This window comes from Bacillus sp. NS1 (assembly GCF_058248265.1).
Window position 1 is genome coordinate 113,530 of sequence record NZ_JBZAZF010000005.1, and the last position, 18,995, is coordinate 132,524.

Annotated in this window: 21 protein-coding genes and 1 riboswitch; of the genes, 4 read left to right on the forward strand and 17 right to left on the reverse strand. The window is 44.5% G+C overall.

Going from position 1 to position 18,995, the window contains the following annotated elements:
* Positions 1-84: 84 nt before the first annotated feature.
* The 5 genes from ndoA to acpS form a co-directional block, all read right to left on the reverse strand.
* Positions 85-435 carry a type II toxin-antitoxin system endoribonuclease NdoA gene (gene ndoA, locus AC4CV5_RS17800; RefSeq protein ID WP_003156187.1) on the reverse strand — a complete coding sequence of 117 codons (351 nt, stop codon included), beginning with the start codon at positions 433-435 and terminating at the stop codon, positions 85-87.
* Between the two features lie 4 nt (positions 436-439).
* Entirely contained in the window at positions 440-721 is a 282-nt protein-coding gene (gene endB / locus AC4CV5_RS17805; protein WP_003225183.1) for a type II toxin-antitoxin system antitoxin EndoAI, read from the reverse strand.
* 116 nt (positions 722-837) lie between these two features.
* On the reverse strand, positions 838-2,007 hold the full coding sequence (gene alr / locus AC4CV5_RS17810; protein ID WP_490923475.1) for an alanine racemase: 1,170 nt from the start codon (positions 2,005-2,007) through the stop codon (positions 838-840).
* A 114-nt stretch (positions 2,008-2,121) separates the two neighbouring features.
* Positions 2,122-3,138, reverse strand: coding sequence for a LolA family protein (locus tag AC4CV5_RS17815; RefSeq protein WP_166854225.1), 1,017 nt, complete (start codon positions 3,136-3,138; stop codon positions 2,122-2,124).
* A 164-nt stretch (positions 3,139-3,302) separates the two neighbouring features.
* Entirely contained in the window at positions 3,303-3,668 is a 366-nt protein-coding gene (acpS, locus tag AC4CV5_RS17820; protein WP_490923476.1) for a holo-ACP synthase, read from the reverse strand.
* 94 nt (positions 3,669-3,762) lie between these two features.
* On the opposite strand from acpS, the gene AC4CV5_RS17825 reads away from it, so the two are divergent.
* Positions 3,763-4,362, forward strand: a complete 600-nt coding sequence (locus tag AC4CV5_RS17825; RefSeq protein ID WP_166854227.1) for a rhomboid family intramembrane serine protease — start codon at positions 3,763-3,765, stop codon at positions 4,360-4,362.
* Here AC4CV5_RS17825 and AC4CV5_RS17830 read toward each other — a convergent pair.
* From AC4CV5_RS17830 to AC4CV5_RS17850, 5 genes are all read right to left on the reverse strand, one after another.
* Positions 4,359-5,840 carry a PH domain-containing protein gene (locus tag AC4CV5_RS17830; RefSeq protein ID WP_166854228.1) on the reverse strand — a complete coding sequence of 494 codons (1,482 nt, stop codon included), beginning with the start codon at positions 5,838-5,840 and terminating at the stop codon, positions 4,359-4,361. The genes AC4CV5_RS17825 and AC4CV5_RS17830 overlap by 4 nt on opposite strands.
* Positions 5,830-6,309, reverse strand: a complete 480-nt coding sequence (locus tag AC4CV5_RS17835) for a PH domain-containing protein (RefSeq protein WP_014112728.1) — start codon at positions 6,307-6,309, stop codon at positions 5,830-5,832. The genes AC4CV5_RS17830 and AC4CV5_RS17835 overlap by 11 nt, the downstream gene beginning before the upstream one ends.
* Positions 6,310-6,479: 170 nt before the next feature.
* Entirely contained in the window at positions 6,480-7,964 is a 1,485-nt protein-coding gene (gene cshA / locus AC4CV5_RS17840) for a degradosome RNA helicase CshA (protein ID WP_166854230.1), read from the reverse strand.
* Between the two features lie 399 nt (positions 7,965-8,363).
* Positions 8,364-9,737 carry a UDP-N-acetylmuramoyl-tripeptide--D-alanyl-D-alanine ligase gene (locus tag AC4CV5_RS17845; protein WP_490923477.1) on the reverse strand — a complete coding sequence of 458 codons (1,374 nt, stop codon included), beginning with the start codon at positions 9,735-9,737 and terminating at the stop codon, positions 8,364-8,366.
* A 73-nt stretch (positions 9,738-9,810) separates the two neighbouring features.
* On the reverse strand, positions 9,811-10,896 hold the full coding sequence (locus tag AC4CV5_RS17850) for a D-alanine--D-alanine ligase (RefSeq protein WP_326222612.1): 1,086 nt from the start codon (positions 10,894-10,896) through the stop codon (positions 9,811-9,813).
* Between the two features lie 153 nt (positions 10,897-11,049).
* On the opposite strand from AC4CV5_RS17850, the gene AC4CV5_RS17855 reads away from it, so the two are divergent.
* Complete coding sequence (locus AC4CV5_RS17855) at positions 11,050-11,370, forward strand: thioredoxin family protein (RefSeq protein ID WP_003225161.1); 321 nt, start codon at positions 11,050-11,052, stop codon at positions 11,368-11,370.
* Positions 11,371-11,384: 14 nt separating this feature from the next.
* Here AC4CV5_RS17855 and AC4CV5_RS17860 read toward each other — a convergent pair whose 3' ends face one another.
* Positions 11,385-12,257, reverse strand: a complete 873-nt coding sequence (locus tag AC4CV5_RS17860) for a cation diffusion facilitator family transporter (protein WP_166854233.1) — start codon at positions 12,255-12,257, stop codon at positions 11,385-11,387.
* A gap of 246 nt (positions 12,258-12,503) precedes the next feature.
* On the opposite strand from AC4CV5_RS17860, the gene AC4CV5_RS17865 reads away from it, so the two are divergent.
* Both AC4CV5_RS17865 and fbpB read left to right on the forward strand, forming a co-directional pair.
* Entirely contained in the window at positions 12,504-12,668 is a 165-nt protein-coding gene (locus AC4CV5_RS17865; RefSeq protein ID WP_003225157.1) for a Fur-regulated basic protein FbpA, read from the forward strand.
* Positions 12,622-12,801, forward strand: a complete 180-nt coding sequence (fbpB, locus tag AC4CV5_RS17870; protein ID WP_166854234.1) for a Fur-regulated basic protein FbpB — start codon at positions 12,622-12,624, stop codon at positions 12,799-12,801. Before AC4CV5_RS17865 ends, fbpB begins: the two co-directional genes overlap by 47 nt.
* A gap of 23 nt (positions 12,802-12,824) precedes the next feature.
* Here the strand turns inward: fbpB and AC4CV5_RS17875 are convergent, their stop codons facing one another.
* From AC4CV5_RS17875 to AC4CV5_RS17900, 6 genes are all read right to left on the reverse strand, one after another.
* The gene (locus AC4CV5_RS17875) at positions 12,825-13,970 is read right to left on the reverse strand and encodes an acyl-CoA dehydrogenase family protein (RefSeq protein ID WP_490923478.1); all 1,146 of its coding nucleotides are present in this window, start codon (positions 13,968-13,970) and stop codon (positions 12,825-12,827) included.
* A 131-nt stretch (positions 13,971-14,101) separates the two neighbouring features.
* Positions 14,102-14,437: a hypothetical protein gene (locus tag AC4CV5_RS17880; RefSeq protein WP_019257527.1), complete on the reverse strand. Its 336-nt coding sequence runs from the start codon at positions 14,435-14,437 to the stop codon at positions 14,102-14,104.
* Positions 14,438-14,531: 94 nt separating this feature from the next.
* Positions 14,532-15,299 carry a DUF2705 family protein gene (locus AC4CV5_RS17885; RefSeq protein ID WP_490923479.1) on the reverse strand — a complete coding sequence of 256 codons (768 nt, stop codon included), beginning with the start codon at positions 15,297-15,299 and terminating at the stop codon, positions 14,532-14,534.
* Entirely contained in the window at positions 15,292-16,218 is a 927-nt protein-coding gene (locus AC4CV5_RS17890) for an ABC transporter ATP-binding protein (RefSeq protein WP_490923481.1), read from the reverse strand. The genes AC4CV5_RS17885 and AC4CV5_RS17890 overlap by 8 nt, the downstream gene beginning before the upstream one ends.
* Before the next feature lie 91 nt (positions 16,219-16,309).
* Positions 16,310-17,548 carry a dicarboxylate/amino acid:cation symporter gene (locus AC4CV5_RS17895; protein ID WP_166854238.1) on the reverse strand — a complete coding sequence of 413 codons (1,239 nt, stop codon included), beginning with the start codon at positions 17,546-17,548 and terminating at the stop codon, positions 16,310-16,312.
* A 74-nt stretch (positions 17,549-17,622) separates the two neighbouring features.
* Positions 17,623-17,753: riboswitch (cyclic di-AMP (ydaO/yuaA leader) on the reverse strand.
* A 48-nt stretch (positions 17,754-17,801) separates the two neighbouring features.
* Positions 17,802-18,854, reverse strand: coding sequence for an AI-2E family transporter (locus AC4CV5_RS17900; protein ID WP_166854239.1), 1,053 nt, complete (start codon positions 18,852-18,854; stop codon positions 17,802-17,804).
* Between the last annotated feature and the right edge of the window lie 141 nt (positions 18,855-18,995).

Genomic DNA, 18,995 nt, shown 5'->3' on the forward strand with positions numbered 1-18,995 from the left:
TTTTTTACGTTATTTCACTATTATATCGTTTATGTTTTTTGAAAACAAAAAAAGTTGCTCTTTTTGAGCAACCTGCACATATGTCTAAAAATCAATGAGTGCCAAACTGATTTGTAAGGCTTCATCAACCTTATCCATCATTTCATCATCCAGATGAGTAATCTTATCCGTTAACCTTTGCTTGTCAATCGTCCGAATTTGCTCCAGCAAAATAACGGAATCTCTTTCAAAACCGTAGCGTTTTGCATCGATTTCGACGTGGGTTGGTAATTTCGCTTTCTGTATTTGTGCTGTTATGGCTGCAACAATAGCAGTTGGGCTGAAGCGATTTCCGATGTCATTTTGGATCACTAAAACCGGGCGCACCCCGCCTTGCTCTGAGCCAACAACAGGAGATAAATCAGCAAAATAAACATCGCCGCGTTTCACAATCAAATGATTATCCTCCGCTGACTAAGCGCTCAACTGTCGTTTCAGCCTCGCACTCCGCAAAGTGAGCCTCAGAAGAAATATTCAGGTTGATTTTCGCCATTTCCATATAGCCGCGTCTCATCAAATCACGGTTGTGACGAGTTGTTCGTTCGCTGACATACGCTCTCACTGCTTGTGATATCAGTTCGTTTCTGCTTCGTTTCTCCCGCATCGCTACACCATCCAATTCAGCTACTAGGTTTTCGGGCAAGCTGATTTTCATTTCGGTTCTTGCGCTGGATTCAGACAAAAAACATACACCTCCACCAAACTTACGGATACGACTCTTTTATCCATCCAGTGATAATGATACCATTATTCACTCTTCAAGCAAAGCTGTTTTATGAATTCTCCATTATGTGATAGCTATTTGCTTGTATTTTCCTGCAATAAAGGATTTCTTACTTCCATTATACTCCCATTTTCCAAAAACATACGGGGAACACGGGAACTAATTGTACAAGACACCTCGTAGTTGATGGTTTCGAGCCTGCCTGCAATCTCATCCATGGAAATATATTCATCCCCCTGCCGGCCTATTAATGTGACTTTTGTGCCCGGCGGGTATTCCTGATCCAGCTCCACCATAAACTGGTCCATGCAGATTCGGCCGGCTATTTTCAGCCGCTTACCCTTCACAAGAATCTCGGTTCCTTTTAATTTTCGAAGCCAGCCGTCCGCATAGCCGACAGGCACCGTCCCGATCCATGTGTCTTTTTCAGCTGTGTATTCCGCTCCATAACTGACGCTCTCGCCTTTTCTGATCAATTTGACATGAGACAGCGTCGAATGCAGGGTGAATGCAGGACGCAGTTCAAACGGTATTTCATCCGTAATGTCGGCTGACGGACGGAGGCCGTACATGCCAATGCCGAATCTGACCGCGTTGAAAAAGCCTTTTTTCAGACGAAGGCCGGCGGCGCTGTTCGCACAGTGCACCATCATTTTCTTTAGCGGCAGCGGAGCAATCAGTTCTTTAAAGCGCTCATACTGCTTTAAAAAATAGCCTCTTTCTTTTTCATCCGCTGTCGCAAAATGGGTAAATGCCCCTTTGCATTTTAAACGGGGGTTGCGGTCAAGAATCGCCATCACGTGATGAACTTCTTCTTCCGTTTTTACGCCAAGCCTGTTCATCCCCGTATCGACCTTCAAATGAAAATGAAGAGAACCTTTTTTCATGTGGCGGGCGGCTTCCTGAAGCCATTCAACAGAATAACCTGTTAAGGTCAGGTCATATTCAGCCGCGATATCCGCATACTCCGGGGGAACCGCGCCAAGCACCAAGATAGGCGCCTTCAAGCCCTTCTTGCGCAGGGAAATCGCTTCATCCAGAATGGCCACGGCCAAGCATGAAGCACCTGCGTCAAGAGCCGCTTTCGCTGTTTCTGCGTCACCATGCCCGTAGGCATTCGCTTTTACAACTGCCATCAGATGGACATGCTCGCCGATATGTTTTTTCATGTTGCTGACATTTTCTTTTATCGCGGACAAGTCGATTTCCGCCCACGTATCTCTGTAAAAAGGTTTTGTGCTCATTATGACACTTCCTAGCTTTTATTCAATATCATTTACATATCATACTAAAATTAAAGGACAAAGGGAAACGATGTCCGACGAAAAAAAGGCCAAATCATGTTTGGCCTTTGGCGGTTATTTAGATGATTGTCCCTGCATGCTTTTCGCGACTGTCACCATTTCCTCTTTTGAAAGATCTTTAGAGGAGAGAAGGTAGTCTACGCCGTCATATGTCCATGATAATGATGCATCCGACAAGGCGCCGATAGTGTAGCCGAGATTTACCGGTTCGCCATTCATCTTAACTGAGGAAGAGGCTTTGGCAATCTGGGCTTTTTCCTGGATTAAAGTAAATGATTTTTCTCCTCCGTAGGTCATGATGATCCGCTTCCCGTCTTCAGTAGAGATATCTTTTTCTTCAAGCAGCTTTACGCCCAGCGGCAGTTCAAGCGGTGTTTTGACCGCGAACGTATCGGATGGCTTCGCGCTTGTGGCGACATCCATTTGAGAAAGAGTCATATTTTTCTTTTCGTCAAATGATTCTTTGTCGAATTGTTTATTAAATTCAAAGCTGCTGAATTCTACTTTCACCATGACTTTCCGGTCTGTATCCATCACTTTCACAGATAACGGGCTCATATCTTTTTTGTTAAACGTAATTTCTTGCGTTGGCAGCATTTTGTTATGCTGATAGTTCGTTTTTGTTTCAAATACATATTTCTTTTCTTTCGCAGTGAAAACTGCATCCGAATCGTTTTGAACATCCTTTACGAGCGATTCAAACAGGTAGACTTGGCTGCTGTTGTTCGGCCAGTCGCTTTGAAACCTGAAGCTCTTATTTAAAGACGGCGTGAGAACAAATACTCCGTTTTCGTTTCGTAAAATGACTTGATTTTGGTCCTTTTTCGGATTTTCTAAATAAACCCTGTACAGAGACGGCTTTTTGTGCCAGATTTCCACATTGTATACTTGAGGCTCACTCCCTGTCTCGATGGTCATTTTTGCTTTTGCTTTGTACGAGGTGTATTCTTTCGCCTTTTCATCTAAACCGGTCACAATATCTTGCTGCGTTTTTTGCCCGCAGGCAGAAAGAATAAGGACAGCAAGCAGTCCCGTTAAAAGCAAAACAAAGCTTTTTCTCACCTTTTTCAACCCCTTTTTCTCAATTGATGTAAAAGGAAGAAATCGCTTGTTTGACTTTAACGGTACGCTCGGTACACGTTAGACAGAACGGATGCGTACCATAAAAGCCTCAAACAACTTGTCTCCCTTAATGCACTATCAAATATATGAGTGGGGTTTCCCTAATATGCAGACTAGCTTGACAACCTTTCAATCACAACTTGCGCGGCCGCGTATTCCTTTGTATGAGTGATTGATACGTGAACGGCGGCCTGGCTCAGCTTCGCGCAAATGATATAAGGCTTGCCATTTTGGTCTTTCTTAATTTCAATGTCCTGAAAGCTGAGCTGCTTCCCTATACCAGTGCCATATGCTTTCGAGAATGCCTCTTTTGCCGCAAATCTGCCCGCGAGAAATTCGATTTTTCTTTTCTCTGAAAGCTCTTGATATTGGTCAAGCTCGCTTTGTGTCAAAATCCGCTCAGCAAATCTTTTCTGGCGGCCGGCCATCGAAGCGATCCGTTTAAGCTCGGTGATGTCTAGTCCAATGCCGTAAATCATGTGTGATAACCTCCTTTGCATACGTACTATTTGAAAGGTTTGTCTCATAAACGTGTTACTATAGAAATACCAAAATGAAGAAAAGGGGCTCGGAATGTTTATACGGACCGAAAATTTTCAAACGTTTATCAGGCTTTATCCCGTTGTCACCTTTATATTGGCCTTGCAAGCTCTTCTCTGGCTGTTTTTTTCACTCCCTGTCCATTCAGTCGTGTTATGGAGAGATGCGGTCACAGGCTATAATTTAGGCGTCGCTAACGGTGAATGGTGGCGGCTGATCACACCCGTTTTGCTGCACGCCGGTTTTACCCATCTGCTGTTTAATTCCATGTCCATCTTTTTATTTGCCCCAGCTTTGGAGCGCATGCTGGGAAAAGCGCGTTTCCTTCTTGTATATGCTGGCTCCGGCATCATCGGCAATATCGGCACATATGTTACAGAGCCGCTTGATTACGTGCATGTCGGGGCTTCGGGCGCGATTTTCGGGCTGTTCGGTGTGTATCTGTTTATGGTTCTTTTTCGCAAAGAGCTGATCGGGCATGAGCATTCCAAAATGATTCTCACACTGCTCGCATTTGCCGTTCTCATGTCGTTTATCAACTCCAATATTAACATGATGGCCCATCTGTTTGGACTTTGCGGCGGGTTTCTTCTCTCGTTTTTATGTGTGCAAAAAAAAGAGCGGCGGTATTAACCGTCCGCTTTTTCATATGAGTACCAATTTAAAATGAAGTCTGCATCCTCTTCCCCTACATCCCTCACCGTTAACTCTTCCATATGACTCGATGATTTTACCGAGGTAGAAATCGTATACAGGCGGCCTTTCTTTTGAAAATAGGATTGGCTGAACTTGCAAACCTGCATTCGTCTTTTCAACACAATCGCGGTTGTTCTGCTGATAAATCTTGATGTCAGCTGAAGACGGTCCCCGTTGATCGTCCATGCTGCATCCTTATATGCAAGATAGCCGAAGATCAATTCAATCGGCAGCAGGATGATCGACAGATACCCCCATGGCTGAAAGTAGATACATAATGGGATGATTAAAAAGAGTGAAAAAATGACGGAACGGAACAGATATCGTTTCAACGCACGCCGCGGCAGACGGCGGACGTTTTCTTCCAGCATATATTCCGGTGTAAATGTCCGGAGCATGTGCGGAAGCTTTTTTTTATGAATCATTGGAAAAAGAATGGTCAAAGCGCCCTCTTCTTTTTCCCTGTCGCCACCGCCCGCGCTGACGATGGACACCGTCACAAAGCCGAAAAGCTGGCGGATGATGTTTTCTTTTATTTTAATGGCTTGTATTTTCCGAAGCGGAATCGTGACTTGGTGTTTTTCAATAATTCCCCTTGAAATCACCAATTCCTGCTCTTTTTTTATGATTTGAAAGTTCGCGTATTTAAACATCATACCGGCGATGCTGAACACCCAAGCGATAAATAAACCAATAAAAATGAGTACCGCGTAAATGCCGATGCTTGCGTGCTGAAGGAAGGAAAATTTATCGAAAAACCAATCCATCGGCAGCACTTCGTCAAGCTGGGTAAAAAGTGCAAATACAGCCGAGATAATCACTCCGATTCCGCCGGAGGTAGAAGCGGCCATAAGCAATTCTTTCACGTTCATCCGATAGTGCTCCTGCGGTTCGACGGCCGGAGTGTACTCCTGCTCAGCTTCAAGCCAATCTTCATCTTGTTCGCTTTCGCGCCTTTGCGCTTTTTTCTTAAAGACGGCTTCCTTGATGCGTTCGGCTTCTTCAACAGAAATAGCAGAAAGAACAGCTTCCGCCTCCTTGCCTCCGCCTGCCGTTTCAATTTGCAGCTTCACAAGCTTAAAAATTTGCTGGACCACGCCCGCGCTCGTATTCATCGTTTGAATCCGATCGATCGATATGTATCGCTTTTTCGTGACAAACAATCCTTCTTCGATTCTAAATTCATCATCTTCAATTCGATAGGTAAACTTTCTCCATTTGATGATGCTTGCGGCTATAAGCCAGATGAACAGCACACCGAGCGCAATGGCTCCGTAAAAGCGGACAGTATTGTTCGAATTGACGATATACACAAAAAAGAATGGCAGAATGATATTTTTTATCGTTTGAATAATGGTATGGCATAAATTCAAAATGACTGCCGCCGGGTGCAGGCGTTTCGGTTCAGACATCATCGTCAGTCACCCTTGCCAGACGGGATATGGAGTCTCTCAGCCGATCCGCTTCCTCCATCGCCAAAGCGGGGATCGAGTGAACGGTCGCGGCCGTGGAAATTTTTACGGTTGCCAGGTTGTACTTTTTCAGTAACGGCCCTTGTGACGTATCGACGTGCTGAACTCTGACCATCGGGACAATCACACGCGTCACCACAAAAATACCTGACTGAATATCTATTTCATGTTCATGAACTTCATAGCGCCACACTTTATGACGGATCTTTGGAATGATAAAGACCGTCACCACCGAACCCAGCAGCCAAGCCGCGCCGAGCCCGCCGCTGATCCAGTACGGCCAATGAAAATAATAGCTTAACACTGCAACTGCTATGACGATAAGCAAGCAGACAGCGGATATGATGATTTCTTGAAGTCGCCAAACCTTTAATCCATCTGGACTGATTTGGTTTTTTGGCTGGTCTCTCAAAATACCTACCTCCCGTTTTTTCGTCATTACTTATACGTCTCTTAGACAGAAAGGTTTCATTCTTAAGCATACAGAGAAAAGCCGCATCCGTCAGCTGAAAGTTTGCTGAATATCCATTTGTGAACAAAAAAAGCCCAAAACGTCATGTTTTGGGCTTTTAATCGATAGAATTAGTAAGATTTTTTCTGGCGTCTGTCACCTGAAGAACGGCGATCGTTTGAACGCTTTTTGTCATAGGAAGAACGGTTGTTGCTTTTCCCTTTTCCGCCGCGGTAGCCGCCGCCTTGTCCGTCTCTGCGTTTAGAAGAGCGTTGGTTCTTGTAGCGTTTGCTGACCATCGGTGCTTCGTCTGTTAAGCGAACCGGTGTGTTGTCCGGCTCTTTTGTAGACATTTTGATAGCCGCCGCAACCACTGTTACTGCATCATGATCTTCAAGCAGCTCAGCTGCTGCTGTCATGTAGAAGTTCAGGTTGTTTTCACTGATTGCCGTGCGAAGACGTTCAACAGTAACCTGCTGCTGGCCTTCTAACGCTTCATCAAGTGTAGGCTCCTTCATGCGGTCCATTTTGCGTTTTGTCGTTTGTTCAATTGCGCGAAGCATACTTTTCTCACGCGGTGTAATAAACGTCATCGCCATACCTGTTTTTCCTGCACGGCCTGTTCTTCCGATACGGTGAACATAGCTTTCAGGATCTTGAGGCACGTCGAAGTTGTACACGTGTGTTACGCCTGAGATATCAAGTCCGCGAGCGGCAACATCAGTTGCGACAAGCACTTCGATTGCGCCTTCTTTAAATTTGCGAAGCGCAACCATACGTTTCGCCTGCGTTAAGTCACCATGAATTCCTTCAGCCGCATATCCGCGAAGGTTCAGGGCTTCAGCCAGCTCATCGACACGGCGCTTTGTGCGTCCGAATACGATCGCAAGCTCAGGAGACTGAATGTCAAGAAGACGAGTCAGTGTATCGAATTTTTTGCGCTCTTGCACTTCTAAATAGAACTGCTGAATGTTAGAAACCGTCATTTCTTTTGCTTTTACTTTTACGTGCTCAGGCTCAGTCATGAAGCGCTCTGCAATGCGTTTGATCGGCGCTGGCATTGTAGCAGAGAACAGAAGTGTCTGATGCTCACTCGGCACGTTTGATAGAATAGATTCAATGTCGTCAATGAATCCCATATTCAGCATTTCATCGGCTTCATCCATTACAACAGTGTTAACAGTGTTTAAACGAAGAGTACGACGATTGATATGATCAAGCAGACGTCCAGGTGTTCCCACAATGATATGCGGATTTTTCTTTAACGCCCGAATTTGCCGTCCAATATCCTGTCCGCCGTAAATAGGAAGAACCTTAGCACGCTTATCCTGTCCGATTTTATACAATTCTTCAGATACTTGAATGGCTAATTCACGGGTTGGCGCGATTACGATTGCTTGAATATTAGGAGACTCGGGGTTGATTTTCTCAACAAGGGGTATACCAAACGCAGCTGTTTTACCTGTACCTGTTTGCGCTTGTCCAATGACATCTTTATTTGAAAGTCCGAGCGGAATCGTTTGTGCCTGAATAGGCGTTGCTTCTTCAAATCCCAAGCGATTTATAGCTTTCATGAGATCAGAACTTAAATTAAAATCTTGAAACGTTATAGTCAAATTATTCAAACTCCTTCTAATTGCTGTTTCAGTAATGTCGTGATTTACCACTAAAAACTGCCCCTTACACAAAAAGGACAGGTCCATACGTATACAAAGCCCGAATTACTTCTAAGTTTTATCTTACCATTACACTATTTGTTTTTCAATAAGATGAGAAGCAGATCGACTTCTCAATGTGCCGGATGCTGTTCCATCCGCTCCCATATGTCCGGCGGGAGAACGTGGGCCAGCGGAGGAACGTCCGGACAAATATTTTCCGTATCACGAAATAACCTGTATTTATTGTATCATAGCCTCAGCCGGCCAGATATACATAATTTCTGGCCGGCATACATTAGTGTTTGCACATTATGTTATTTTATGATGCAATATGCGTTTTTTCTGAAAGATTTTTTCTTATGAAAGCGGGCTCTCTATTAAATCTTTAACGATTTCTTCAAGCTTCATACCTCTGGACGCTTTGAATAAAATCAAATCGCCTTTTGATGCGTTTTCCTTCACAGCTTGGAGGAGATCTTTTTTCTCAGTAAAATGGCTGACGCGGTCTTTCTCAAAGTGTTTCAGTGCGCCTTCCGCAATAAATGCTCCCAATTTACCGTACGTAAAGACGCGGTCGATTTTTTCAGGACTGATCACAGCGCCGCACTCTTTATGGAACGTTTCTTCAAGATCGCCAAGTTCAAGCATATCGCCGAGCACGAGCATTTTTTTCCCGTAGCCTTCAAGGCTTTCTGTCAATTGAATGGCAGCCTTCATGGATGTCGGACTCGCATTATAAGCGTCATTGATAATTGAAATGCCGCTGTCTGTTTTGGTGAGTTCAAGTCTCATGCCTGTTACCTTTAGTCCGCTCAGTCCTTTTGCTGCATCCTCAGGCGTGATGCCGAAATACACCCCCGCAGCAATCGCAGCCATGGCGTTCATGACATTGTGCTTGCCGAGGATCGGCATAAAAAACGTTTTTTCCATTCCCTTGATTGTAAAATGAGTTCCTTCCTCACTCTGGCTGACATCCTGAAGCTGATAATCATTTTGCGCTCCCGTTCCGTATGTTTTCGTTGGGCAGCTGTATGCTTTTTGAAGGAGCGGTTCGTCGCCGATATAAATCAGCACTCCATCTTCTTTAAGCCCATTAATGATTTCAAGCTTCGCCTCCGCGATGCCTTCTCTTGAGCCAAGGTCTTGCATGTGGGATTCGCCGATATTCGTAATCACTGCCGCATCCGGGTTTGCCAGGCGGGACAGGAGATCAATTTCTCCTTTGGCGCTCATTCCCATCTCCAATACAGCGATCTCCGTATCTTCAGGCATAGCTAAAACCGTCAGCGGCAGACCGATGTGATTATTGAAGTTTCCTCCTGTTTTGTGGACACGGTACCGGGTTCCCAGGACGGCGTGAATCATATCTTTCGTTGTCGTTTTGCCATTGCTTCCGGTTACCCCGATGACACGGGTGCCAAGCTCCTGCAAATAGGCTTTTGCTAGTTGCTGAAGAGCGGAAAGGGTGTCGTCCACTAAGATGACGGCTTGATTCTCGGGCGGATTTGGTTCTGACCGATCCCAAAGGACGGCCGCTACACCAGCTTCAAAAGCCTGTGGCACAAAAGTGTGGCCGTTAAAGTGTTCCCCTTTCAGCGGGATGAAAAGCTGATGTTGTTCCAGTTTTCTTGTATCAGTTGCCACTCCATGAATGACTGTTTGTTCATATTGCGGATTTGTCAGTGTGCCTTTGACCATCTCGGCAATGTTCTTTACTGTTCGCTTAATCAAGTGAGGTCCCTCTCTTTCTTTTGTATATACGGGAAAAGACACTGCCCTCTTACGGCAGTGTCCATTTTCATTATTAGAATGTATGCTTAATCAATTGTTTTTCAGCGTGGCGTTCTTTTGCGAGCTCCACAAGCTGTTCAATCAGGTCAGCGTATTCCACTCCGGCTTCTTTCCAGAGCAGCGGGAACATGCTGAAAGGTGTAAAGCCAGGCATTGTGTTGACTTCATTGATCAGAACTTCGCCGTCAGCTGTCAGGAAAAAGTCCGCTCTGACGAGTCCTGACCCATCGATCGCTTTAAACGCCTTGATCGCCATATCACTGATTGTTGCGTATTCCTCATCGGTCACAATTGCCGGAATCATCAGATCAGTATCTCCATCCTCATATTTCGCTTTGTAATCGTAGAAATCTGTCTTCGGTGCGATTTCTCCCACAACAGAGCATTTAGGATCGTCATTTCCAAGAACGCCGATTTCGATCTCGCGGCCGTTAATTCCTTCTTCAACGACGACTTTGCGGTCATATTGGAATGCAAGCTCAAATGCTTTTTGCAGTTCTTCACGGTTTCGGCATTTGCTGATTCCGACACTTGAGCCAAGGTTTGCCGGTTTTACGAAGCAAGGATAGCCTAATTCCTGTTCGACCTGCTCACAGCTTTCTTCCGGAGAACGAGTCCAGTCTTTCTTAAGGAAAGCTGCGTATTTAGCCTGAGCAAGACCGGCCTGTGCGAATAAATGTTTCATGACAACTTTATCCATGCCAGCTGAGGAAGCAAGCACACCGTTACCGACATAAGGAATATTCAACAGCTCGAGCATTCCTTGGATCGTACCGTCTTCTCCGTTCGGTCCGTGGAGGAGCGGGAATACGACGTCGATGGCTTCATTTTGCTGTGACGTTTCCTGTGGAAACATCTCCTGGTTTAGGGCAGCTGGAGAAAAAGCACTGCCTCCTTGCTCAAATTGAAGCATTTTCACATTTGAAACAGGCTCAGTTAAACGGGCGCCTCTTACCCATTCGCCTTTTTCTGTTATATAAATCGGATGTATATCAAACTTCTCAGTATTTAGCGCTTTGATTACAGCCAGAGCTGTCTGCAGGGAAACATTATGTTCTGCCGACTTTCCTCCGTACACTAATCCTAGACTTGTTTTCAATGGATACTCCCCCCACTACAATTCATCTTTACTATCTTATCACTTTCACAAGAAAATGATCTAATTATTTTTGGGCATGCTGATGCTGAATGCATTTGTATGTAATTCCTTTTTATTTTATATTAAAATGGCATTGAAAAGGAGATGTGACATATGAAAAAAATCACAACAAACGAACAATTTAATGAACTGATTCAATCTGATAAAGAAATCATCGTAAAGTTTTATGCTGATTGGTGCCCAGACTGCACACGCATGAATATGTTCATCGGCGATATTTTGGAAGAGTACAACCAAAACGACTGGTATGAGCTGAATAAGGACGAGCTTCCTGAATTGGCTGAAAAATACCAAGTAATGGGTATTCCTAGCTTGCTTATCTTCAAAAACGGTGAAAAAACAGCTCACCTTCACAGCGCCAATGCCAAAACGCCTGAAGAAGTGACTGAATTTTTATCTGAACATATAAGCTAATTCGTTAAACAGCCTTATTTTATGTCGTCAGGCTCTACATGAACATGAACATGAGTGACATCGTGTTCATGTTTTATTTTGTCTTCTACTTCATCTGCCACGCCATGGCCTTCTTCTACTGTAAGCTTCGGATCAACCGTAATGACCATCTCGATATGAACTGTGCTTCCTAGATATCTCGCTTTCACATCTTTTAGACGATGTACATTCTCGATCCTGCCGACAGTCTGTTTGTAAGGCTCTAGATCTTTTAAATGAAATCCGTCTGTTAAAGAATGTGAAGCATCTTTAAAGATATCCCACGCCGTCTTGCAGATGATGATGCCGATGATAAAAGCCGTTACCGGATCGATCCACGGCAGCTGCAGCTGGGATGACATCACACCGATAAATGCTCCGGCACTTACAAAAGCGTCTGACCTGCTGTCCTTTGCCGCTGCCATTAGAGCAGAGCTTTTAATGGATGCTGCCAGCCTTTTGTTATATAAATAGATGCCATACATAAACACGGCACTGCCTAACGCCGTCCATGCGGCGATAAGACTTGGCGTTTCCGTTGTTCCGCCCGCTATCGCTCTTACTCCGCCAATTAACACTTCAATGCCGACAACCATCATAATAAAAGACGCAACAAGAGACGAAATCGTTTCAGCCCGATAATGGCCATATGGATGATCGCTGTCAGCCGGCCTTTGGGAAATACGCAATCCAATCAGCACCGCTACTGACGCAACAATATCTGTTCCATTATTTAATCCGTCTGCTCTCAGCGCTTCGGAATGATATAGAATCCCGATTACAAGCTTCACAACAGCAAGGATGACATATGCCAAAATATTGAGGAGCGCCCCTTTTTCTCCTTTTTTCAGATTTTCTGTCCGCTCCATTGAATACCAGCCTCCATTCTATTACATAGTATGGTTCAAATCATGAAAAATAGAGCGGCAACATTCCGAGAAGGGACATTTCGACAGCAAATTATTGCCCGGGAAACTTTTTGTCGATTTGTTGAATGTTTGCAAATATGCGAAAGAATAGGACTGTTTTCACCTTTACAGGCAATTGTGGACATTGTATACTGAAGTTAATTGATAATGATTATCAATATCGTTTGATTGGAGGTTGGTGACTCAATGACACCTCAGTCTGCAGAAATCAGAAAAAAACAGCTCATTCATCTGTTAATACAGAATGGTATATACAAAAAGTCAAAGCGTCATTTGTATGAATTGTCGCTGACAGAGTTAGAAAGTGAGTACAAACATGTCAGGAGGGCGCCAGAGCATGCCGAAGCGTAAAGTCAAAACTTACCAACAGCTGATCCAGGAAAACAAAGAGGCGATAATGGGCAATCCAAAGCTGATGAACGTCATTTATGACAGGATCGACCGCAAGCATCAAAAAAATCTGCAAGAGCAAAACAATACATAAAAAGAGCCGGGAAGGCTCTTTTTTTATGATTCAAACGCTTCTCCGGCCAGCTTTTGAATCACCGCGTCATCCATAGGCGGGTTATGAAGGCCGGCACGCACATCACGGTAATAGCGCTGAAGCGGGTTGGTTCGTTCAAGGCTTTTAGCTCCGACAATTCTCATCGCTTTATCGACAACAGACAGCGAAGCATTTGTGACGATATGTTTCGCCGCACCGAGCTCGCTTCTCAAGTGAGGGCGGCGCTCCGGATCATCATACAACTGAGCGATATGGAAAAGAAAATGTCTGGCGTTGAGCAGTTCAAGCTCCATTTCGCCTGTTCTTTGCTGTACGGCTGGAACATTCTTGATCGGTCCCTTCAAACTGTTTGGAGAATACTCAGACGCAAATTGCACCGCATAGTCTCGCGCTGCTTGAGCAATGCCAAGATAAATCGCCGGGATGTGAAGCAACCAGCCATTCGGCTTTGCTCCCCGAGGCCCTTGAAGAAATTCCACCAGTTTATCCTCATCAAGCGTTACCCCATTCAGTACAAGGTCATGGCTTCCAGTAGCCCGCATCGCCATCATATCCCACGTTTCTTCGATCGACAAACCGGGATCATCTTTATGAATGAGAAACACGCCTGTTGTTTGTTTTTCTTCAATCCATGCCGTCACTAAAAAATAATCCAGTGCTTGTGACATCGTCGTAAAGGTTTTTCTTCCGTTCACTGACCATTTGCCATTCGTTTTGACGGCGTTTGTACCGGGGCGCCCTCCTCTTGTCGGGCTTCCGGTTTTCGCTTCTGTCGCCGCCCTGTTGATAATGGCTCCGTTTTGGACTTCCTTAGCAATAAACGCAAACACGTCTTTATTCCAGCTGTTTCCTTCTCCTAGCTCTCCGATTACGCTCAAATGCCAGCCAATGCTCAGCGCTGCTGGAGCATCTCCCCGTGCAAGCCGTTCTTGAAACAGGAGCATATCGTAAACAGAAATGCCCCCTCCTCCATGAGATGCCGGCAATGTTAATGCCGTATACCCAGCATCACGCAGTTTTTGTATTTTTTCTACAGGAAAACGTCCCTGTTCGTCATCTTCAGCTGCAGTTTGCTGAAATTCATCCGCAATCCGTCCGATTTTCTCCATCCATTGCCGCTGTTGATCGTTTTTTATAAATAATGACATCCGGCAGCCCCCCAAGGTTTTAATTCCGATAAATTTAATATGTATTATAGATTTCCTGCCATTATTCCGCAACTGTTAACCTTTTTGCCAAGTATAAAAAAACACGCCGTTCCCTCAAGGGAACAGCGTCATTACACAGGATTTGCATCCCGGTCTTGTTTCATGCCGAGATAAATCAGCATATATGTCAGGTAACCCATTGTCATCACCAGGCCGCCAAAGAAAAAGCTCGAGAAAATCGGCTCTTCAAAAGCAGTCACTGCCGCAAGCACAATCCAGCTTGCATAGAGATAGATGATAAAATAACGGATGCCCGTTTTCATTTTATATATCATGTACAGCCCCGCGAGAGAGAACAACCCAAGCGCGAGTCTGAAATAAACAAGATGTTCAAACTGAAACATGAATGACACAAATGAGAATCCAAGCAGTAATACAATCGGTAAAGCGGTAATAAAGTTCCTCAATCGAGACACCTCCGTCAGTACCTTTAGTATAAACCAAAATATCAAATGATATTGATTTACGTGAGCTTTTTCACAAAAATGTCATTCCTTGCCTTTACACACGGACATCCCGTTTACAGAAGCACCACCAGCCAACGGCTATGAAGAATATGGCATGGATGATGATAATCCCCGCTGAAAACAATGGCGTCATCCCGGAAAACAACGCTGTCCCTCCGCTTCTGTATTGCGTAAAGTCAGTATTGGCAAAAAGCAAAAAGCTGCCCCATTTGTTTTCAAAGAGCTTCATGAGCTGGACAAGTGTACTCGCTCCGTATAAAACGACAAAAGAAACGACAACTGCTACTGCGCTGTTACGGAACAGCGAAGAACAAAGCAGCCCGAATAATCCCATCATTACGGCTTCAAGCCAGTTTGACCCGATCAGCGCCATAGTGTTAACCAGCAATGTCTTTGATTCCGCGGTCACCGATGTGCCAAAAAAGACGAGACCAAATAATAATGCCAAAATGTAGTATGCCAGATACAAATAAAAGCTGACCATCACGACTGTGATTAATTTTGACCAAAAGACCTTTTGGCGTTTAACCGGACGAATGAGCAGAAATTTGATTGTCTTTTTATCAAATTCCATTGAAACAATTGTCGCTGCAATCACGATCGTTAAAGCCTGCAGCAGGATGTTCAGGCTCGGTGTATACGATAAATAGCCGATGAAGTTTTCATCTGTTCCGGCACTGATGACAATCCGTTTAATGATTAAAGCCATGAAAAATTGAAAGACCGCCATCAGGATAAGAGACACCAATGTGACCTTCCGGTTAAAAAGTTTCATATGTTCATTCCAAATTAATTTAGACAAGCTCTTCTCCCTCCTCTTGATGAGCAGTTGTCGCTTTTATGAATTCATCTTCAAGTGATTGCGTATAAGGCGTAATGGAAAAGACATTCAGGTCTTGTCCGACAAGTGAACGGTTCAGCTCCGGAATGTTTTCTTTCGCTACCTCAACAACAATCGCCCCGTCTTGCCGTTCTGCTTGATATTGATTGCCTGCCAGCCAATTGAGCGCTTTTTCTTCCGGCTGCACTTCAATGATCGCTTTTTCTGTTTTTTGATCTGTCCCATGTAAGCTGACTTCCGCTTGGATCTCGCCTTTTTGAATGATGATGACACGGTCGCACAGATCCTCTACCTCACGCAATAAATGAGTAGCGAACAGGACTGCTGTTCCTTCCTTTTCTGCGAGCTCCTTAATATGATCGCGAAAATCCTTCATCCCCGCAGGATCGAGACCGTTTGTCGGTTCATCTAAAATGAGAAGCTTCGGGCGGTGAAGAATTGCTTGTGCAATGCCAAGACGCTGGCGCATGCCAAGGGAATAGGTTTTCACCTTATCATGAATCGCTGATGTCAGCCCGACACGTTCCACTACTTCATCAAGCCGTTCATCCGCTATTTTTTTGTGCATATTCGCAAAGTGCTTGAGGTTTTCCCAGCCTGTCAGGTACGGATAGAACTCCGGATTTTCGACGATCGCTCCAACCGCTTCCATCGCTTTTTCAAACTCTGTATCATGCTGAAATCCGCTGATTGTCACACTTCCGCTGTTTTGTTTTAACAGCCCGACGATGATACGGATGAGTGTTGTTTTTCCGGAACCATTCGGACCGAGCAGCCCGATGATTTCGCCCTCCATGACGTCCATGCTGATCTGTTTTAAAATTTGTTTAGACCCAATCTTTTTATCGAGGCCTTCAATATGTAAAATCGGCTCAGCCATAAAGCCTTCCTCCTTTTTCGACAAAAAATAAACAGTGCCCAAAAATTAGGCACTGTTTGTATTATAGCATTTGTTGCTTCCAAATGTTTGGTTAAACCGATAGAGTCGGCGCTTGCTCAGGCTGTTTATTCTTTTCTGTTTCTGTAATAATGACGGCGCAAGCCGCGTCTCCTGTTGTATTCACCACTGTACGGAGCATATCAAGCAGGCGGTCAATTCCGAGAATTAATCCGATTCCCTCGACAGGCAGGCCGACAGATTGAAGGACCATGGCGAGCATAATCAAACCGACTCCCGGAACACCTGCAGTTCCGACACTTGCTAACACTGCCGTCAGTATCACCATCAGCAGCTGAGTGAATGTTAAATCGTGCCCAAATACCTGCGCAATGAAGACGGTGGCTACCCCTTGCATGATGGCTGTTCCGTCCATATTAATTGTAGCGCCGAGTGGCTGGACGAAGCTGCTGATCGGCTCAGGCACTTTTAATTTTTTCTGGGCCACATCCATTGAAACCGGCAAAGTTGCATTGCTGCTGGAAGTACTGAATGCGACGACCATAACTTCTGAGAAATTTTTAAAGAACGTAATCGGATTTCTTCTGGCTATAAGCGCAACCGTAGATCCGTAGGTAACGACTGCATGTATGAGTAATGCCATGGTAACCACAATCATGTACAAGCCCATTGCTTTCATTGCACTGAAGCCTTGGCTTCCAATAGCTGTCGCAATCAGACCAAATGTACCATACGGAGCGAACTTCATTACAAGATTCACTAGGTACATCATCAATTCATTTCCTTGTTCAACAACCTTGAGCAGCATATCCGCTTTTTTTCCGAGCATTGTAATCCCAAGCCCGACAAAAATGGCAAAAGCGATAATTTGCAGCATATTCCCTTCCGTCATCGCTTGAACAGGGTTGGTCGGAATAATGTTTAACAGGGTGTCTGCAATACTTGGCGCTTTTTCAGCAGTGAATTCGGCAGACGATGTGTCATACGTTCCGAACTCTCCCGGTTTGATGACAAGAGCTAAAATGATGGCAATGGTAATCGCCACTGCTGTCGTGACGAGAAAATAAGAAATCGCCTTTACACCGATTCTGCCAAGCTTCTTAGGATCGCCCAGCCCGGCTACTCCCAGTGTCAGTGAGAAAAAGACAATCGGAACGACAAGCATTTTAATGAGGTTTAAAAAGATTGTGCCAAGCGGCCCAAATACAAACTTATTTAAATTTTCAAATAATTCAGGTGATGTTACGTTCAAAATAATCCCCGTGACCGCACCTAGCACCAATGCAATGATTATCTTTGTAGCCAGTTTCATCCGCATTCCTCCCTTTTTTGAAAAAAAGCCCGCGAGAGACTTCCCGTGGGCTTTGGCTGTATCTTCAAACCACAGGACTCTCTCTTCACGCTGATGAGGTTAGCTGACGGGTTCGGACGAAGAGATGTCCGTTTTTCAGATGAAAAATTAACCCCAAAAGATTGGGTCCCCCACTCCTTCTAAAAGGATTAAGCGTGTGGCTTACTATTGTATGATTTAGTTTATTTATACAGAAAAGATCCAATTTTGTAAACTATTTTTTGTTACTTTTCTCTTGGAATCTTTTGGGTCCTTCTTCCTTGTTGGTGACATCAAGAATATCAAGGAGAAACACAAAGATCGGAATCCCGATTATTAAACCCCAAATGCCTAAAAAGTGCTCAGAGAAAATGAGTACTGTGAAGGTGAAAAAGATCGGCAGCTCCGTTTTCGCAGACATTAGCTTCGGATTTAAGAAATACGTTTCGATCGCATGTATGGCGAATATGACAAGCACAATGTAGAGCACATACATTCCGCCGCCAGTGCTGTAGGCAATAATACTGAGCGGGATCAGAGAAATGACGACGCCTGCTACAGGGATCAATCCGAGGAAGAACACCATAATAGAAAGCCCAAACAGCTGCGGGAAATGCATAATCCAAAGCGCGATAAACGTCAGAATACAGTTGACGAGCGCAATGATAAATTGAGCCTCAAGAACTTTGCCGAACGTTCTTGCAAATTTGCTTCCGAAAAAAGCAATTTCCTCATAAAAGACCCTTAGTTTGCTTGTTTTAAATTTCGCCATGAACTCAGTAAGCCGCTTTTTCTCAAATAAGAAAAACATGCTGAGAATGAGCGCCATTACAATCTGCAAGCCGAATGTGCTGATATCGGCCAGATACGTATACACCACATTGAAGCCCTCTTTGACATATGAACTGATGTTAATATCTCCGAAAACACTTGTGATCTCATCAAAGAAAGGGATGGTGTCCGGGTGATACGCAATATGTTTAATCTGCTTAACCAGCTGCTGAATCTGCGCCGCGACGACCGGATAAAACACAAAACCTCCGACTGTAAGCAGCACAGCCAGCAACATGTAAAGAAACGTAATGACAACCCGCTGGCTCACTCGGAAGAACCGGCTTAAAAACTGCCGTACGACAAGCTCCAAACGATCCATAAGAAATGTGAAAATGAAGGTCAGCAATATTAAGTTGATCATGCTCTTAAATAGATATAACACACCAGTTAACACGACAAAGATGGAAAAACGTCTTACTCCCGGGTGCTGAAAAAATTTAACTAAAGCGGCCATTTATACACTCCTGTTAGGACAAACGTCCTTCATTCAATATAGTATCCATTTGTAAATTATATAACAAAAAAATGCTGAGGTCTCTGTCCTCACCTTAATTATTCTTAAACAATTAAAAAAACGGCCCCATGGATGGGCCGT